The following is a 15680-nucleotide window of genomic DNA, read 5'->3' on the forward strand; positions in this document are numbered from 1 at the left end:
CCTGCCCATTGTCGTTGTTCCGCCCGTCGGTCATGCTGCCGGCAAAGGGGATTATCGACATGATCACTGTACGGATCGCAGCTGTATTGCTGCTGGCTTCCGCATCGGCCGCCGCTGTCGCACAGTCGGATCCGCCGGTGCCGGGCAGCGGTTCGGCGCAGGGCGACGTGTCCGCGACGATCTACACGAACGACATCGCGCTCATCCAGGATATCCGCCGCCTCGACCTTCCGGCCGGCCGCACACGTCAGTCCTTCCCCGACGTCAGCGCGACGATCCGCCCCGAAACGGTATCGCTGAACGCGCCTGACACGACCGTCGTCGAACAGAATTTCGACTACGACTTGCTGACCCCGTCTAGCCTGATGGAGAAGGCGGTTGGCGAGACTATCACGCTCGTCCGGACCAATCCTGCGACCGGTGCGGAAACGCGCGAGCGGGCGAAGGTGCTCGCGGTCAACGGCGGCGTGGTGCTGCAGATCGCCGACCATATCGAAGTGCTGCGCGATGACGGCCTGCCGGTGCGCGCGATCTTCGACAAGATCCCGGCGAACCTGCGCGCGCGACCGACGCTGTCGGTGACGCTGGCGAGCCCGCGCGCCGGGCCACGGCTCGCGACCCTGTCGTATCTGACGCGCGGCCTCGGTTGGCAGGCGGACTATGTGACACTGTTCGACGACAAGACCGGCACGATCGACGTGCAGGGGTGGATCACGCTGCGCAACGCGACCGGCACCACCTTCGACAGTGCGAAAACGCTGCTCGTCGCGGGTGAGGTCGCCTCGGATGACGACAACCAGACCTTCCGCGTCAACCGCCCCACCTCGCCGATGCGACGGGCGGGCACCGAAAGCGCGGACCGCGAACAGCTCGGCGATTTCTACCTCTATCCTCTCAAGGCGCGCACCACGATCGCCGACAAGCAGACCAAACAGGTCAGCTTTCTCGACGTCAAAGGCGCGAAGGCCAGCGCAGGCTATGAATATCGCAACGCCTGGCTCGGCACGCAGACCGAACCGCAAAGCGCGGGCAGCATGCTGCGGTTCGCCAATTCGGCCGCCGGCGGCCTCGGCGATGCGCTGCCCGCGGGGACGGTCCGCGTGTACGTCCGCGATCAGCGCGGCCAGCCCCAGTTCACCGGCGAGAACCGCATCGAGCATACCCCGCAAGGCTCGGATATCAGCCTGCGTACCGGCGACGCGTTCGACGTGAAGGTGCTGCCCCTGGTCGAAAGCCGGACCCAGTTGTCGACGGATCGCTGGCGGACGACGATGCGCTACACGCTCAGCAATGCGCGCGCGAAGCCGGTTGTGGTCGACCTGATCCAGGCGGGGCTCGACTGGTCGTGGACCGATACGCGCGTTCAGGCCGAGAGCCAGAAGAGCGAGCGCCAAAGTTCGGACAGCGCTCTTTGGCATGTGACGGTGCCCGCCAATGGAACGTCGGTCGTCACGGCCAGCTTCGACACCCGCAACTGATGCGCGGTATCGTCGCCCTGCTGGCGATGCTGGTCGGCGTTCCGGTTATGCCCGTCACGGCGCAAGCGGTTATATCAAGCTCGAAGACTGTCGCCGCGTCGCCGCCGCGGCACGTCTCCGTCACGGTCTATCGCAACCCGTATCGCGAGCGTGGTCAGGCACCTGATCTGCGGTATCTCGGCGGCTTCGCGGTGGTGACCGAGACCCGGATGATAAGGCTGCCCAAAGGGCCGGCGGTCGTGACGTTCGAGGGGGTCGCCGGGGGGATCATTCCCGCCAGCGCGATCATCACCGGGCTGCCCGGCGGCACGGTCGAGAAGAACCGCGATGCGCGGCTGTTGTCGCCGGCCGCGCTGATCGACGGATCGCTCGGCCGTCACGTGACCCTGACCCGCACGTCGCGCGCGACCGGCCAGGTGCGCAGCGAGGATGCGGTGATCGTGGCCGGGCCGGCGGGCGGCGTCGTCGTACGGACCGCGCAAGGCGTCGAAGCGCTCGGCTGTTCGGGTCTTCCCGAAAGACCGCGCTACGCAAAAATTCCCGCCGGCCTCTCGCCGCAGCCTGTGCTGAGCGTGACCACCCGCAGCCCGCGCGCGACGACGGCGACCGTTACCGTCTCGTATCTCGCATCCGAGTTCGATTGGGCGGCGAGCTATGTCGCGACGATCGCCGCCGATGGCCGCACGCTCGATCTGTTCGCCTGGATGACGCTCGCCAACGGCAACGCGGAGAGCTTCGCGAACGCCGATGTCCAGGCGGTCGCGGGTCGGCTCGAACGTCGCGAGGTCCGCGCGTACCGCGCCGCTGTCGCCCGTCTCCGGCTGGAATGCTATCCGCTCGGGACGACGACGTCGGACTTGAAGACCGTAGACGCGCCCGAGCGCGACGAGATTGTCGTGACCGCCTCGCTTATGAGATCGCCGATGGCCATGATGGCCCCGCCAGCACCTCCACCGCCGCCCCCGCCGCCCCCGCCGGAAGACCTTGGCGATCTGAAACTCTACCGCGTGCCGGAGCCCGTAACGGTCGCCGCGAACCAGATGAAACAGGTCGCGTTATTGAGCAGAAGCCGCGTACCGTTCGAGCGGCGCTATCGCAGCCAGGTGCAGCCGGGCCGGACGATCGCTGAGACGCCGGTCCGGATCGAACTGCGCATGCACAACGAGACAGGCGCCGGGCTTGGCCTGCCGCTACCCTCCGGCTCGACCGCGTTGTACGTCGAGCGCGACGGATCGCGCGGGCTGATCGGTCTCGGCCGGGTCGGCGACACGGCGACGGGGCAGCGCTTCACGCTGTCGGCGGGAACGAGCCCTCGGGTTTATCTGCGTCAGGTCGCCGATCGCAAGGACCACGCAATCGTCACGCTGAGCAACGCCAATCCGTTCCCCGTGACGATCGAGGTCGAACTAGGCAATGCCGGGCAAAAAGCGTTCAAAGCACCGACCGCGACGCTCCGCCGGGTCGACGGCAAGCAGACCTGGATATCGACCGTGCCCGCGAACAGCGTCGCGACGTTAGGCTATGGCTATTGATGCATCCGGCCTGCCAGCCTTGCGCCAACGCCGATAGCCGATCACCGCCAGCACGATCATCGCCGCATAAAGCCCCGCTGTCGGCAACAATCCCTTGAACACGAACATCCCGACGTAAAGAACATCGACCGCGATCCACAGCAGCCAGCTGGCGGCATGACGACGCGCGGTCCAATATTGCGCGACGAGGCTGAAACTGCTCAGCCCCGCATCCATCCACGGCAGCGCCGCATCGGTATAGCGGCTCGTGAACCAGCCGATCGCGATCGCGCCGACGCCACCGGCCGCCAGCCCCGCGGCCACGCGCCTGGGACTGAGCGGCGCAACGACGACCTCTCCCGCATCGTCCTGTCCGTTCGCCCAGGCGATCCAGCCATAGACGATGGCCAGGCCAAACAGCGCCTGAAGGACCATGTCGGCGTACAGCCGCACATCGAGGAACAATTTGAAATACAGCGCGCAGGCGACAAGGCCGACCGGCCAGCACAGCATGCGCCGGGTCGCGGTCAGCCAGATCCCGGCGAAGCTGATGATGACGGCTATGATTTCGAGCAACGTCATTGACCGTGCACCGGCAGGGCGATCCGCTGGAGAAAATCCTGCCCCGCAGCCGACAGAAACCATTTGGCATGGCCGATGAGATAGCCGTCCCACGCCAGCGCGGCAGACGCCGGATCCACGACCACGCTCGTGAAGTAATCGATCTCCGACAAGGCGAATTCCAGATGGACCAGCGGGACCAGGCGGAGGATCGTGGTCAGGTCGGCACAGCTCAGCGCCGCGACCGTGCGATAGCCCGCGAGCAGCGCCTGCGCCGTGGCCGGATTGCCGATCGCGTCGTCCGCCCCCTGCCCCAGTTCGAGCCACCGGACCGCAGTACGCTCGATCGCGGTGGCGATATCGTGGACGGCGCATGTCCGGTCAGCGAGCCCGAAATCGAAGACGGTCTGCACGGTGCCGTCCTCCGCCCATAGCAGATTGGACGGATGCCAGTCGTTGTGCGTCCACAACGGCGGCTGTCCGGCCAGCAGGTCGAACAGGCCGTCTCCCAATTGCGCGAACAGCGGCGCCAGCTGTTGCTGCCATGGCCGCTCCGCCAGAAATGCCGCCAGCGCAGGACGCGCCGTCACATAGTGTTCGGTCGTCGCCATCGGATCGCTTGCCGGAAGGATCGCGAAGCTGGCGACGAGGGGCTGGCGGCACCGCGCCGGCGCGTCGAAGTCGCGCGCCGCCAGATGCACCTTCGCGAGCGCCACCCCCGCGGCATGCGCATGGTCGAGCGACAGGAACGGCGTCCAGGACAGCCGGTCGCGATACGCATCCGCTCCGGCCGCCTTGCGGTGCAGCTCGTACCGCCAGTCACCGATCGCGGTGGCGCTTGCTCCGTCGGTCGCGCGCACGAGGTCCGGCACCGACACGCCGTTCGCCGCCAGATGCGCGGCGAACGCATGTTCCTCGGCCAGTCCCTCAATCGTGCGAAGCCGGTGGTCGTGGCGCTTCAGGAGAAACATGCCGCGCGTCGTCTGTACCAGCGCTGCTGCGGAAAACGGTCGCGGCGAATGCCAGTGCAACGCCGTCAGCTCTCCCGCGATCGAAAAATGGGCCAGTGCCGCCACCGCCTCGTCGACCGTGATCGCGGGCCAGGTCGGCACTTCTAACGCGGTGCCCATTCCGTGAACGAGATGGTTGGCGGGCGGGACCACCGACAGGGCCGAAGCGGACGTCATCTCAGAACGCACGCGACACCGTCGCCATCACCGCCCTGCCGCTGCCGATATAATAGGCGGGCGCGGTGCCTGCGATCACCGTGCCGTTGCGGCCGATCGAGTCCTGCGCGTTGGTGGTGACCGCCTGCACGCCGGCCAGGACATGCGGATCGGTGACGTTGATCGCGTTGACGCGCAGATCGGTGCGCTTGCCGTCGAGCCATTCGGCCAGATGCAGACCGACCGACAGGTCGAGCGTCGCATAGCCCTTGATGCGCTCGTCGTTGACGAAGGTCGCATATTGCCGGCCGAGATATTTCGACGCGACGCTGCCGAAAAACCGGCCGTCGTCATACGTTCCGCCCGCGCCGAACTGGACCGTCGGGCTCGACACCGCGTGCTTGCCCCGGGTTGCGAGAACGTCCCCGCCGACCGGCAGGTCGTCGTCGATCCGTGCATGCAGATACTCGCCCGACACATACAGACTGACGCCTGCGACCGGCCGGTAATCGACCTCGGCATCGACCCCGTACGAGGTTTGCCCGCCGGCATTGAGTGTGCCGTTGATCAGTGCGCCGCCCTGGTTGATGACGGTCGCCAACTGACGATTGCGGAACTTGTAGTGGAAGCCGGTGACCGACGCCGAGAGCCGTTCGCCGATGAACCGATAGCCGAGTTCCTGCGACACCGAATATTCGTTCTTGAGCGCGGTCGTGCCCTGCGTCGCCACGACCCCGCCGAAATAGCTGTTGTAGAGCGTGAACTCGTTGGGTGTGCGGAAGTTGGTGGTGATGTTGGCGAACACCTGCTGGCGATCGTCGATCCGGTAATGGACCGCGGCCCGCGGCAATGCGGCAAAGCTATCGAGCCGCACCGTGTCTTGCGGCCCCGGCAGGTAGTTGCGGCCGTTGCGCAGCACGTCGACGCCCTTGAACCCGGCGTCGATCGTCAGCCGCGGCGTCAGCGCGATGCTGTCGGCGACGAAGAACCCCTTCGTGACGGTAACGGTGCGCTGATTCTCATAGGCGAGCAGGCGACCGTCGGCGGTGCGGATCGCCTTCGCACGATACCCCCAGCGATCGGTCGGCTGCCCGTCCGCATCGATCGACGTGTACGATTGCGTGACACGGTCGGTGCCGTAATCGAACCAGAGCCCGGCTGTCAGCGTATGCACGCCGGTCTTCAGGGTCAGCTTGCTGACGTTGCCGGTCCGCATCTGATCGCCGGTATAATTGCCGAGCACGGTCGCCACGCCGTCGATCGCACCCGGCAGCGAGATCGGCTGCGCCAGCTCTTCGGTCCCGAGGAAATTGCCGGTCGTGGTCAGCTGCGTGCCGTAGGGCGAGTTGCCATAGCCAAACTGGAGATAGGTCGTGGTGTCCAACGCAAGCCGGTCGTTCAGCACCAGATGCACCGGCGCGGAAGCGTAAAGGTTGCGGAACGGCGCGCGGTACAGCCGCCAATAGTTGGTATTCCCCGCCGTATAGCGCTTGTCGTAGTTGAAGCCGCGAGCCTGCGCGTTCCACTCCGCCAGCGTCGGGCTCGGATAGCTCGACGAGTTCGCATCGTTATACGACAGCGCGAGGCTGGCGCGGTTCCCCGCCCCCCATTCCTTGAGGAACTTCGCATCGATATGCTGCCGCGTATCGTAGCCGGCACCCCGCCAATTGTCCGCGCGGGTGTTCGAATAGGACAGGAACGCCTTTACCCCGGCGTTGCCGATCGTGCCGGTGTCGACCCGGACGAACGCACGCCGCGCCGCGTAACTGCCGAGCGACAGATCGACCAGCGCACCGGGGCGGGCCTTCGGATCGTCGAGCGCCAGCGACAACAGCCCGCCGGCACCGCCCAGCGTCGGCGAATCGATATCGACCGCGCCCTGCGCCAGCGTGATCCGCCGCAGATTCTCGGGGTCGGCGAACTGCGACGGATAGGCGTAATAATAGCCGATGTCGTTCTGCGGCGCGCCTTCCATCAGCACGCCGATCTCGTCCTGCCCGAGCCCGCGTACGGTGAGACTCGAACTGGTCGACAGGCCGTACGGGTCGCTCGACGCGACGTTCGCACCCGGCAGCAACGTGACCAGTTGGAATGCGTTGAGCGTCGGCGCCTGCTTGACGATGAAATCGGCGGAAATTGCGCTCTGCGCTTTCGGCGTGCGCTGGTCGGGCAGCAACCCGGCAGGATCGGGCGTGCCGACGACGCGGATCTCGGCCGGCTCGATGGGATCGGAAGCGACCTGCGCGACCGCGGACGACGCGATCATCGCGGCGGACGAAACCACACCGACCAGACCCAGCCGGACGCACCCATGCCGGGACGGCATCGCGGACTTCAAAAACGGAAAACCAGCACCGAAAACGTTCACGTCCACTCCAATCGGAGGGACGACGGGCCAGCCGCAGACCCTCCCTACGCCGGTATAAGCCGGATCAGGTTCAGCGGGTCATGGGCTGCTGCCCACCTCTCAGCCGCGCGTCAGCGGCCCCCCGGGGATAGAAGTCGCTTAGGCTGTTGGTATCCGGCTGGAAAGCGCTATCGCGTCACCGCGGCGGGGCGCGGCCCGCATGGCGGTTGCGCCGGACCATAGGCCGCATACAGCGCAAGCCCGACGGCGTTCCAGATCACGAACCGGACGAGCATGGGGTCGGCAGGCTTGCCAGCAGGTACAGCCAGCCGAGGATCGTCCCGGTGCCGACGACCGCGCCGACCCCGAGCGCGGTCAGGTGCGGCCAATTCGGCGTCTTGGCGAGGCTGTGCTGCGCATTATCGGCAGACCATTCGAACGATTTACGCGGTCCAACAATGCCCATCATCGGCTGTGATCTCTAGTCCCGCCCCGTTGCGAGCTGGAAGCGCAGATCGGTCAGCGTCGACTGAATATGGCTGGTCAGCAACGTCAGCATGCGATCGTCGTCGCGCGCCAGCCATGCGTCGAGCAGCTGGCGATGCTCCAAATGCGCGCGGTGCTCACGCCCCGCCGGCCGCAGGTGCGCGACGACATAACGCTCGGCGAGAATAGCCAGCCGCTCGACCATCTGCGTGGTCAGCAGGCGTCGGCCGGGCCGGACGAGTGCGGTGTGAAACACGCGATTGCGGATCGCGACCTCCGCCAGTCGCTCGCCCGCCGCGCTGTCGAGTTCCTCGAACGCCAGGATGGCAGCGGCGCGATCCGCGTCATCGGCGACCGTCGACGCATAGGCGGCAGCCTGCGGCTCGATGCTCATCCGCAACGCGAAGATGTCGTCGGCCTCGTCCGCCGACATCGGCTGGACCGAATAGCCACGGTTCGCATGGCTGGTCAGCAGGCCCTCCTGCTCGAGCCGGGCCAGTGCCTCGCGCAGCGGAATCTTGCTGACGCCCAGTTCGTTCGCCAGCGCATCCTGGCGGATCGCGGTATGCCCCGCGAGCTTGCCTGTGACGATCTGTTCGCGGACGATCTCGAACACCTGCTCGGACAGGGTGCGGACGACGATACTCATAGACGGAAGGCTCCGGGGACGGGATTGTAGCCCCTGCATAACCCACACTTCATGACAAAGGGCTCATGAAACTTGAACGCCTTCCCAGAACGGGCCGACATCCGCGAACAGCACTAACGGTCGCCGAACGAGGTCTTCACACGGTGAAACGGCGCGTATTGGGCGCCGGGACGGTCAGCCAAGGCTGGAACGTGCGTATTCTCTCAACAACGTGCTCGGAGGCCACACAGCGTCGCTCTCATTATTTCGAGGGTAAGCACTGGCGTGTCTGCAACGCGACACAGTGCGGTGGCTTAAAGTGCGCGTACCGCGGCCAGGATCATGCGGCCGGTCAATCGCGCGGTTTCGTCTTCCGACAATCGCGGGCGCGACAAGGTGCGATGGCCGAGACCGAACATGAAAGCGAGGATCAGTTCCTCCGCCCCCTCGAGCTCGTTCTCCTCGAGTTTCGGATTGGCGACGCACGCCAGTTCGCGGATCATCTGACGAAAGCCGCGACACAGATCCGCGATCGTGTCGGCGACATCGGTATTGCGGTGCGCCTCTGCCATGATCTCGAACGACAACGCTTCGTCGCCCTTCGACAGCGCGCGGCGAGCCAACTCGACGAACCCTTGCTCGATCGACAATCCCTCGAATTTGACCGAGTCGTTCATCGTCTTCAGCTCGGCCATCCTGGCCGTGGCGTCCTCCATCACGATCGCCTGGATCACCGCGTTCTTGCCGGTGAACAGGCGATAGATCTGGCCGACGGAAACACCCGCAGCGACGGCCAGTTCGGACATCGGCGTCTGATGAAACCCTTGGGTCGCAAACAGATGGCGCGCCGCAGCAACGATACGCTGCCGACTCCCCATCTCATGCTGCACTGCACTCAAAATCATGTTCCCAACGCGTTTTTTGGTTGACCGGCCGCTCGCACAATCCTAGCGGGCAAGCAAGCGGAATGAACGTTCATTCCGGTAAACCTATCTGCACGGACGTCGGGATGCTCAACATGCAGCGATTGAACCTCAAGGGATCTGTGGCACTGGCCGCACTTGTCCTGCTGTCGGCTTGCGGCAAGGAGCAGGCCCCGCCGCCACCGCCCACGCCGACCGTCGGCGTCGTTACCGTCGGCGAGGAATCGGTGGTGCTCACCTCCGAGCTTCCCGGCCGTATCGCCGCGGTGGAAACCTCGGAAGTGCGTCCGCAGGTCAGCGGCGTGGTTCGCGATCGCCTGTTCACCGAGGGTGCGATGGTCAGCAAGGGCCAGGTCCTCTACGCGATCGAGGACGCCCCCTACCGCGCGGCACTCGCCAGCGCGCAGGGCCAGCTCGGCGCCGCCCAATCGCAGATCAACGCGACCCGCCTTCAGGCGCAGCGCTATGGCCAACTGGTCGCGCTGAACGCGGTCAGCAAGCAGGAGGCGGACAACGCCACCGCCTCCGCACAACAGGCTCGCGCGAATGTTGCAGCGCAGCAGGCAGCGGTCCAGTCGGCGCGCGTCAACCTCGGCTTCACGCGCATCAAGGCGCCCATTTCGGGCCGCATTGGACGGTCGCTCGTGACCGTCGGCGCGCTGGTCCAGACCGGCCAGACCGACCCGCTCGCGACGATCCAGCGCACCAACACCGTCTATGTCGACGTCGTACAGTCGGCCGCGCAGTTGCTTGATCTCAAGCAGGCGATGGCGACCGGCGGCGTGACGCGCGGCGACGGCAGCGCGCGTGTGCAGCTGATCCTTCCGAACGGCCAGACCTACCCGATCGAGGGTCGTCTCCAGTTCGCCGAAGTCACCGTCGACCAGACCACCGGCGCGGTAACTCTGCGCGCCAGCTTCCCCAACCCCAACGGCCTGTTGCTGCCGGGCATGTACGTCCGTGCGAAGCTGGTCGAGGGCACGCGCGCCCAGGCGATCATGGCGCCCACCGCCGGCATCACGCGCGATCCGCGTGGCGGTGCGACCGCTCTGGTCGTCAACGCACAGAACAAGGTCGAGCAGCGAAACGTTACCACCGACCGCGTGATCGGCGACAAGTGGATCGTCACCAGCGGCCTGAAGCCCGGCGACAAGCTGATCGTCGAGGGTCTGCTCAACCTGCGTCCCGGCGCGACCGTCAAGCCCGCGGCCCCGCAGCAGGTCGCCAAGCCCGCGGGTGGCGCCACCGGTGGTGCCGCAGCGGGTGGAGATCCCGCAGCCGGCAACACGTCCGCGCAGGCCGGGAAGTAACCGCCCATGTCACGCTATTTCATCGATCGGCCCATCTTCGCGTGGGTCATCGCCATCATCCTGATGCTGGCCGGTATCCTCGCGATCCGGTCGCTGCCGATCGCGCAGTTCCCTGAGATCGCCGCCCCCAAGGTGACGGTCGCGACGTCCTATCCGGGCGCCGACGCACAGACGCTCGAGAACACGACGACGCAGATCATCGAGCAGCAGATGAAGGGCATCGACAACCTTCGCTACTTCGCCTCGACCTCGGACGGCTCGGGCAACCTCGCGATCACGCTCACCTTCGAGCAGGGCACCGACCCCGACATCGCGCAGGTCCAGGTGCAGAACAAGCTGCAACAGGCGACGCCGCTCCTGCCGCAGGAAGTGCAGCAGGCCGGTCTTCGCGTGACCAAGGCGACCGCCAACTTCCTGCTCATCATCGCCGCCTATTCGGAAAACGGCGACCACGACCAGGTCGATCTCGGCGACATGATCGCCTCGAAGCTCCAGGATCCGCTCAGCCGCATCAAGGGCGTCGGCGACACGCAGGTGTTCGGCGCGCAATATTCGATGCGGATCTGGGTCGACCCGTTCAAGATGTCGAACCTGGGCGTCACCGTCACCGACATCACCTCCGCGCTGACCGCGCAGAACGCACAGGTCTCGGCCGGTCAGGTCGGCAGTCTCCCGGCGGTGAAGGGTCAGTCGCTCAATGCCACCGTGACCGCACAGTCGCGCCTCCAGACGCCAGAACAGTTCCGCCAGATCATTGTCCGCTCGGCAACCAGCGGCGCGACCGTGCGCCTGTCGGACGTCGCGCGCGTCGAGATGGGTTCGGAAAACTACAGCTTCCAGGCGCGCTACAACGGTAAGCAGGCGGCAGGCTTCGGCGTGAAGCTGGCACCGGGTGCAAACGCGCTCGATACCGTCAAGCTGGTCAAGGCCGAGGTGAACCGGATCGCCAAGCAGTTCCCGCCCGACGTCAAGGTCGCGTTCCCGATCGACAACTCGACGTTCGTGCGGCTGTCGGTCGAGCAGGTCATCCACACGCTGATCGAGGCGATCGTCCTCGTCTTCCTCGTGATGTTCCTGTTCCTCCAGAATTTCCGTGCCACGCTGATCCCGACGATCGCAGTTCCCGTCGTGCTGCTCGGCTCGCTCGCCGTGCTCCAGGTCGCGGGGTTCACGATCAACACGCTGACGCTGTTCGGCATGGTGCTGGCGATCGGCCTGCTCGTAGATGACGCGATCGTCGTCGTCGAGAACGTCGAACGCCTGATCCAAGAGGAAGGGCTTTCCCCCAAGGAAGCCGCCAAAAAGTCGATGGACGAGATCAGCGGCGCGCTGATCGGCATCGGCCTGGTGTTGTCCGCCGTGTTCCTGCCGATGGCGTTCTTCAGCGGCTCGACCGGCGTGATCTTCCGCCAGTTCTCGATCACCATCGTGTCGTCGATGGCGCTTTCGGTGCTAGTCGCGTTGATCCTGACGCCCGCACTCTGCGCGACGATCCTGAAGCCTGCCAAGGAAGGCCATGGCGAGAAGAAGGGCTTCTTCGGCTGGTTCAACCGCACCTTCGACAAGGGCGTCGGTAAATACGGCAACGGCCTGCGCCGCGTCGAGAAGGGCTGGCTGCGCACGATGCTGGTCTATGCCGTGATCGTCGTCGCGATGGCCTTCATCTTCCTGCGCCTGCCGTCGGGCTTCCTCCCCGAGGAAGATCAGGGCGTCATGTTCGCACAGGTTTCGATGCCGTCGGGTACGCCGATGGAGGAGACCGCACGGACGATGGACAAGGTCCGCGATCACTTCCTGATCGACGAGAAGGCCAACACCGCGGGTATCTTCACGATCAGCGGCTTCGGCTTCGTCGGCCAGGGCCAGAATGTCGGCATCGCCTTCATCCAGCTGAAGCCTTGGGAAGATCGCAGCGGCAAGGAGAACAGCGTCGCCGCGGTCGCCGGACGCGCTAACCAGGCGCTCGCCGGGGTCCGTGCCGGCATGGTGATCGGCTTCGTGCCGCCCGCCGTGCAGGAACTGGGCAACGCCAACGGCTTCGACTTCATGCTGAAGGACAATGCCGGCGTCGGTCACGAGAAACTGCTCGAAGCGCGCAACATGCTGCTCGGCATGGCCAGCCAGGACAAGCGCCTGATGCAGGTCCGCCCGAACGGCCTTGAGGATGCGCCACAGCTGAAACTGAACGTCGACCAAGCCACTGCCGGCGCGCTCGGCCTCAGCCAGGCGGACATCAACACCACCGTCAGCACCGCGTTCGGTGGCGCGTACATCAACGACTTCATCGACCGCGGTCGCGTGAAGAAGGTGTTCGTGCAGGCCGACGCACCGTTCCGCACGACGCCGGCCGACCTCGGCAACTTCTACGTCCGCGGCACGACCAGCAACGCGATGGCGCCGTTCTCGTCCTTCTCGACGACGAGCTGGAACTACGGGCCCTCACGACTAGAACGGTACAACGGCGTGGCATCGTTCGAGATCATGGGTTCGCCGGCACCGGGCGTCAGCAGCGGCACCGCGATCAAGGCGATGGAGGAGATGGCGGCCAAGCTGCCCCCCGGCATCGGCTATGAATGGACCGGCCTCAGCTACGAGGAAAACCTGTCGGGTGGCCAGTCGACCACGGTCTATGCGCTGTCGCTGCTGATCGTGTTCCTCTGCCTCGCTGCACTGTACGAGAGCTGGTCGATCCCGATCGCCGTCCTGCTGGTGGTGCCACTCGGCGTCCTCGGCGCGGTCGGTGCGGCGATGATCTTCGGGCTGAACAACGACATCTACCTCCAGGTCGGCCTGATCACGACGATCGGCGTGGCGGCGAAGAACGCGATCCTGATCGTGGAATTCGCCGAGGAAAAGATGGGCGACGGGATGAACGCGGCCGATGCCGCGGTCGAGGCGGCGAAGCTTCGCCTTCGCCCGATCCTGATGACGTCGTTCGCGTTCATCTTCGGCGTGTTGCCGCTCGCATTGTCGAGCGGTGCCGGCGCCGGCGGCCAGAACGCGATCGGCTGGGCGGTGGTCGGCGGCATGCTGTCCGCGACCGTCCTCGCGATCTTCTTCGTGCCGCTGTTCTTCCTGCTCGTGAAGCGCGTCTTCAAGCAGGACAAGGCCGGCTCGGGGCAAGACCGCGATCAGGTCCGCAATGACGACGATAACCGTGACGGCGGCCATGACGATAACCGTCATCCGCCCCACGACCAGCGGCCGCAGGAGGCCTGATCCAGATGTTCGCCCCCATGCTATCACGCAAGACCGCCCTGATGTTCGCCGCTGGGCTCACGCTCGCCGGGTGTAACCTCGCCCCGAAATACGTCCGGCCCGAATTGTCGGTGCCGGTCGCTACACCCGTCGGCCCTGCCTATGCGGCGACCGACGCAGCCGGCGCGATCATGCCTGCGGATACCGCGTGGGAGGCGTTCTTCACCGACGACCGTCTGCGCCGCGTGATCCGCACCGCGCTGGACAATAACCGCGACCTGCGTGTCTCGGTCGCCAACGTCGCCCAGGCCCGCGCGCAATACCGCGTCCAGCGCGCCGACCTGTTCCCGACGCTCGCAGCCAGCGGCGGTGCCACCTATCAGAAGTCGCCGTTCGGCGTGGTCGGTGGTGGTGGAACCGGCGGCGGAACCGGTGGCGGAACCGGCGGCGGCGGATCGGGGGGCGGTACTGGTGGCGGTGCGGTGTCCAGCGGCCGTGCCGACATCTATTCGGCCAATGTCGGCGTCTCGGCTTGGGAAATCGACCTGTTCGGCCGCGTCCGTAACCTGACCCAGTCGCAGCAGGAACAGTATTTCGCCGCAGAAGAAAACCGCAACGCGGCCCAGGTATCGCTGATCGCCGAGATCGCGACGCAGTGGCTGACGATGGCAGCGGACCAGGATCGCCTAAAGATCGCCCGCGATACCGAGCGTGCGTTCGGCCAGACGGTGAAGCTCACGCAGGACCGCTTCCGGATCGGCATCGCTTCCGAACTCGAAGTCCGTCAGGCCAGCACCAGCTACGATCAGGCCCGCTCGGACATCGCCGAGGCGACGACGCTGATCGCGCAGGATCAGAACGCGCTGAACCTGCTCGCCGGCACCACGCTGACCGCCGACATGCTGCCCGCGCGGCTAGAAGAGACCAGCCCGACGCTGGAGAACCTGCCGTCGAACCTGCCGTCCGAGGTTCTGTTGCGCCGCCCGGACATCGCCTCGGCCGAGCATCAGCTGATCGCCGCGAACGCCAATATCGGCGCGGCGCGCGCGGCGTTCTTCCCGAACATCTCGCTGACCGCAGCCTTCGGGACGATCAGCCTCGGCCTGTCGAACCTGTTCGGCAGCGGTACGCAGAACTGGTCGGTCGCGCCGTCGGTCAGCCAGACGCTGTTCGACTTCGGCCGCAACAAGGGCAATCTCCGCTACGCGCAGGCAACGCGCGATGCCGCCGTCGCCACGTACGAGAAGAGCATCCAGACCGGCTTCCGTGAAGTTGCCGACGCGCTGGCGCGGCGCGGCACGATCGGCGCGCAGTTGCAGGCGCAGACGTCGCTGCGCGACAATGCGGCGGGGGCGTTCCGCTTGTCGGACCTTCGCTTCCGCGCGGGCATCGACACGTTCCTGACCACACTCGATTCGCAACGGTCGCTCTACAACGCGCAACAGACCTTGTTAGCCGCGCGGCTGACGCGCGACAGCAACTCGGTCGAACTCTATCGCGCGCTCGGTGGTGGTCTTCGGTCGCAGTCAACGGGCGCGTCGGCCCCGAACCCGCCTGCCCCCCGTAACTGAGCAACCGACCGTCCGACCGGCAACCGACGGGGATCGCGATCGGCAGACGTGCCGGGCCTACTTGCCGGTATGGACGGCGCGCTGATCGAGCACGATCCTCATCGGTCCCTTGGGCGTCACGCCGGTGACGATGGCCCTGCCGACGAAGCCCGTGGCGTCATATGTGCCCGTGCGCGCGATCGCCAACGGTTTGCCGCTTTTTTGCGGGCACGTCAGCGCCTGAACATAGTGACCGTCGGCGACGCGCTGACCATCGACCCGGCATTGCGCCTTCGGATCCGGCACGAGCAGCGCGTCGATCCCCACCCCGCTCGCAACGCGCTTCCGCTCGGCCTTGGACTTGCCGCGCATCATCCGCACGATGAAACCGGGAACGCCGGGAAGCGAAAGCTCGACGACGGTGGACGTGATATCCCAGCGCTCCGCCGCGACCGTCGGTAGATCAGCGGCGGCGGCGGGAGATGCGAGGAGAAGCGCGACGGCTGCGTATTTGATCATGGT

General features: G+C 66.0%; 12 protein-coding genes and 1 riboswitch. Of the genes, 5 read left to right on the top strand and 7 right to left on the bottom strand.

What is annotated here, in order from left to right; genetic code table 11:
• Positions 1-59 precede the first annotated feature (59 nt).
• A complete protein-coding gene (locus U1707_RS15380; protein WP_332800949.1) occupies positions 60-1478 on the top strand; it encodes a DUF4139 domain-containing protein in 1419 nt (472 codons plus the stop codon).
• Positions 1478-3010 carry a DUF4139 domain-containing protein gene (locus U1707_RS15385; RefSeq protein ID WP_332800950.1) on the top strand — a complete coding sequence of 511 codons (1533 nt, stop codon included), beginning with the start codon at positions 1478-1480 and terminating at the stop codon, positions 3008-3010. Before U1707_RS15380 ends, U1707_RS15385 begins: the two co-directional genes overlap by 1 nt.
• Here the strand turns inward: U1707_RS15385 and pnuC are convergent.
• From pnuC to U1707_RS15415, 6 genes are all read right to left on the bottom strand, one after another.
• Entirely contained in the window at positions 2993-3571 is a 579-nt protein-coding gene (pnuC, locus tag U1707_RS15390; protein WP_332800951.1) for a nicotinamide riboside transporter PnuC, read from the bottom strand. The two genes, U1707_RS15385 and pnuC, sit on opposite strands and share 18 nt — an antisense overlap.
• Positions 3568-4737 carry a phosphotransferase enzyme family protein gene (locus U1707_RS15395; RefSeq protein WP_332800952.1) on the bottom strand — a complete coding sequence of 390 codons (1170 nt, stop codon included), beginning with the start codon at positions 4735-4737 and terminating at the stop codon, positions 3568-3570. Before U1707_RS15395 ends, pnuC begins: the two co-directional genes overlap by 4 nt.
• A gap of 1 nt (position 4738) precedes the next feature.
• The gene (locus U1707_RS15400) at positions 4739-6982 is read right to left on the bottom strand and encodes a TonB-dependent receptor (RefSeq protein WP_332801040.1); all 2244 of its coding nucleotides are present in this window, start codon (positions 6980-6982) and stop codon (positions 4739-4741) included.
• Between the two features lie 126 nt (positions 6983-7108).
• Positions 7109-7218: riboswitch (TPP riboswitch) on the bottom strand.
• A 122-nt stretch (positions 7219-7340) separates the two neighbouring features.
• Positions 7341-7532, bottom strand: a complete 192-nt coding sequence (locus U1707_RS15405) for a hypothetical protein (protein ID WP_332800953.1) — start codon at positions 7530-7532, stop codon at positions 7341-7343.
• 12 nt (positions 7533-7544) lie between these two features.
• Positions 7545-8198, bottom strand: a complete 654-nt coding sequence (locus tag U1707_RS15410; protein ID WP_332800954.1) for a GntR family transcriptional regulator — start codon at positions 8196-8198, stop codon at positions 7545-7547.
• Positions 8199-8491: 293 nt separating this feature from the next.
• Entirely contained in the window at positions 8492-9082 is a 591-nt protein-coding gene (locus U1707_RS15415; RefSeq protein WP_332800955.1) for a TetR/AcrR family transcriptional regulator, read from the bottom strand.
• A 113-nt stretch (positions 9083-9195) separates the two neighbouring features.
• Between U1707_RS15415 and U1707_RS15420 the strand changes: the two genes are divergently transcribed.
• Genes U1707_RS15420 through U1707_RS15430 form a run of 3 tightly spaced genes read left to right on the top strand, consistent with a single transcriptional unit; the run spans position 9196 to position 15179 of the window.
• Complete coding sequence (locus tag U1707_RS15420; RefSeq protein ID WP_332800956.1) at positions 9196-10410, top strand: efflux RND transporter periplasmic adaptor subunit; 1215 nt, start codon at positions 9196-9198, stop codon at positions 10408-10410.
• A 6-nt stretch (positions 10411-10416) separates the two neighbouring features.
• Positions 10417-13629 carry an efflux RND transporter permease subunit gene (locus U1707_RS15425; RefSeq protein WP_332800957.1) on the top strand — a complete coding sequence of 1071 codons (3213 nt, stop codon included), beginning with the start codon at positions 10417-10419 and terminating at the stop codon, positions 13627-13629.
• A 5-nt stretch (positions 13630-13634) separates the two neighbouring features.
• Positions 13635-15179 carry an efflux transporter outer membrane subunit gene (locus U1707_RS15430; protein ID WP_332800958.1) on the top strand — a complete coding sequence of 515 codons (1545 nt, stop codon included), beginning with the start codon at positions 13635-13637 and terminating at the stop codon, positions 15177-15179.
• A 57-nt stretch (positions 15180-15236) separates the two neighbouring features.
• On the opposite strand, the gene U1707_RS15435 is transcribed toward U1707_RS15430, so the two are convergent.
• Positions 15237-15677, bottom strand: a complete 441-nt coding sequence (locus U1707_RS15435) for a DUF3617 domain-containing protein (protein ID WP_332800959.1) — start codon at positions 15675-15677, stop codon at positions 15237-15239.
• Positions 15678-15680 lie beyond the last annotated feature (3 nt).

The organism is Sphingomonas sandaracina, assembly GCF_036663695.1.
Lineage (GTDB): Bacteria > Pseudomonadota > Alphaproteobacteria > Sphingomonadales > Sphingomonadaceae > Sphingomonas.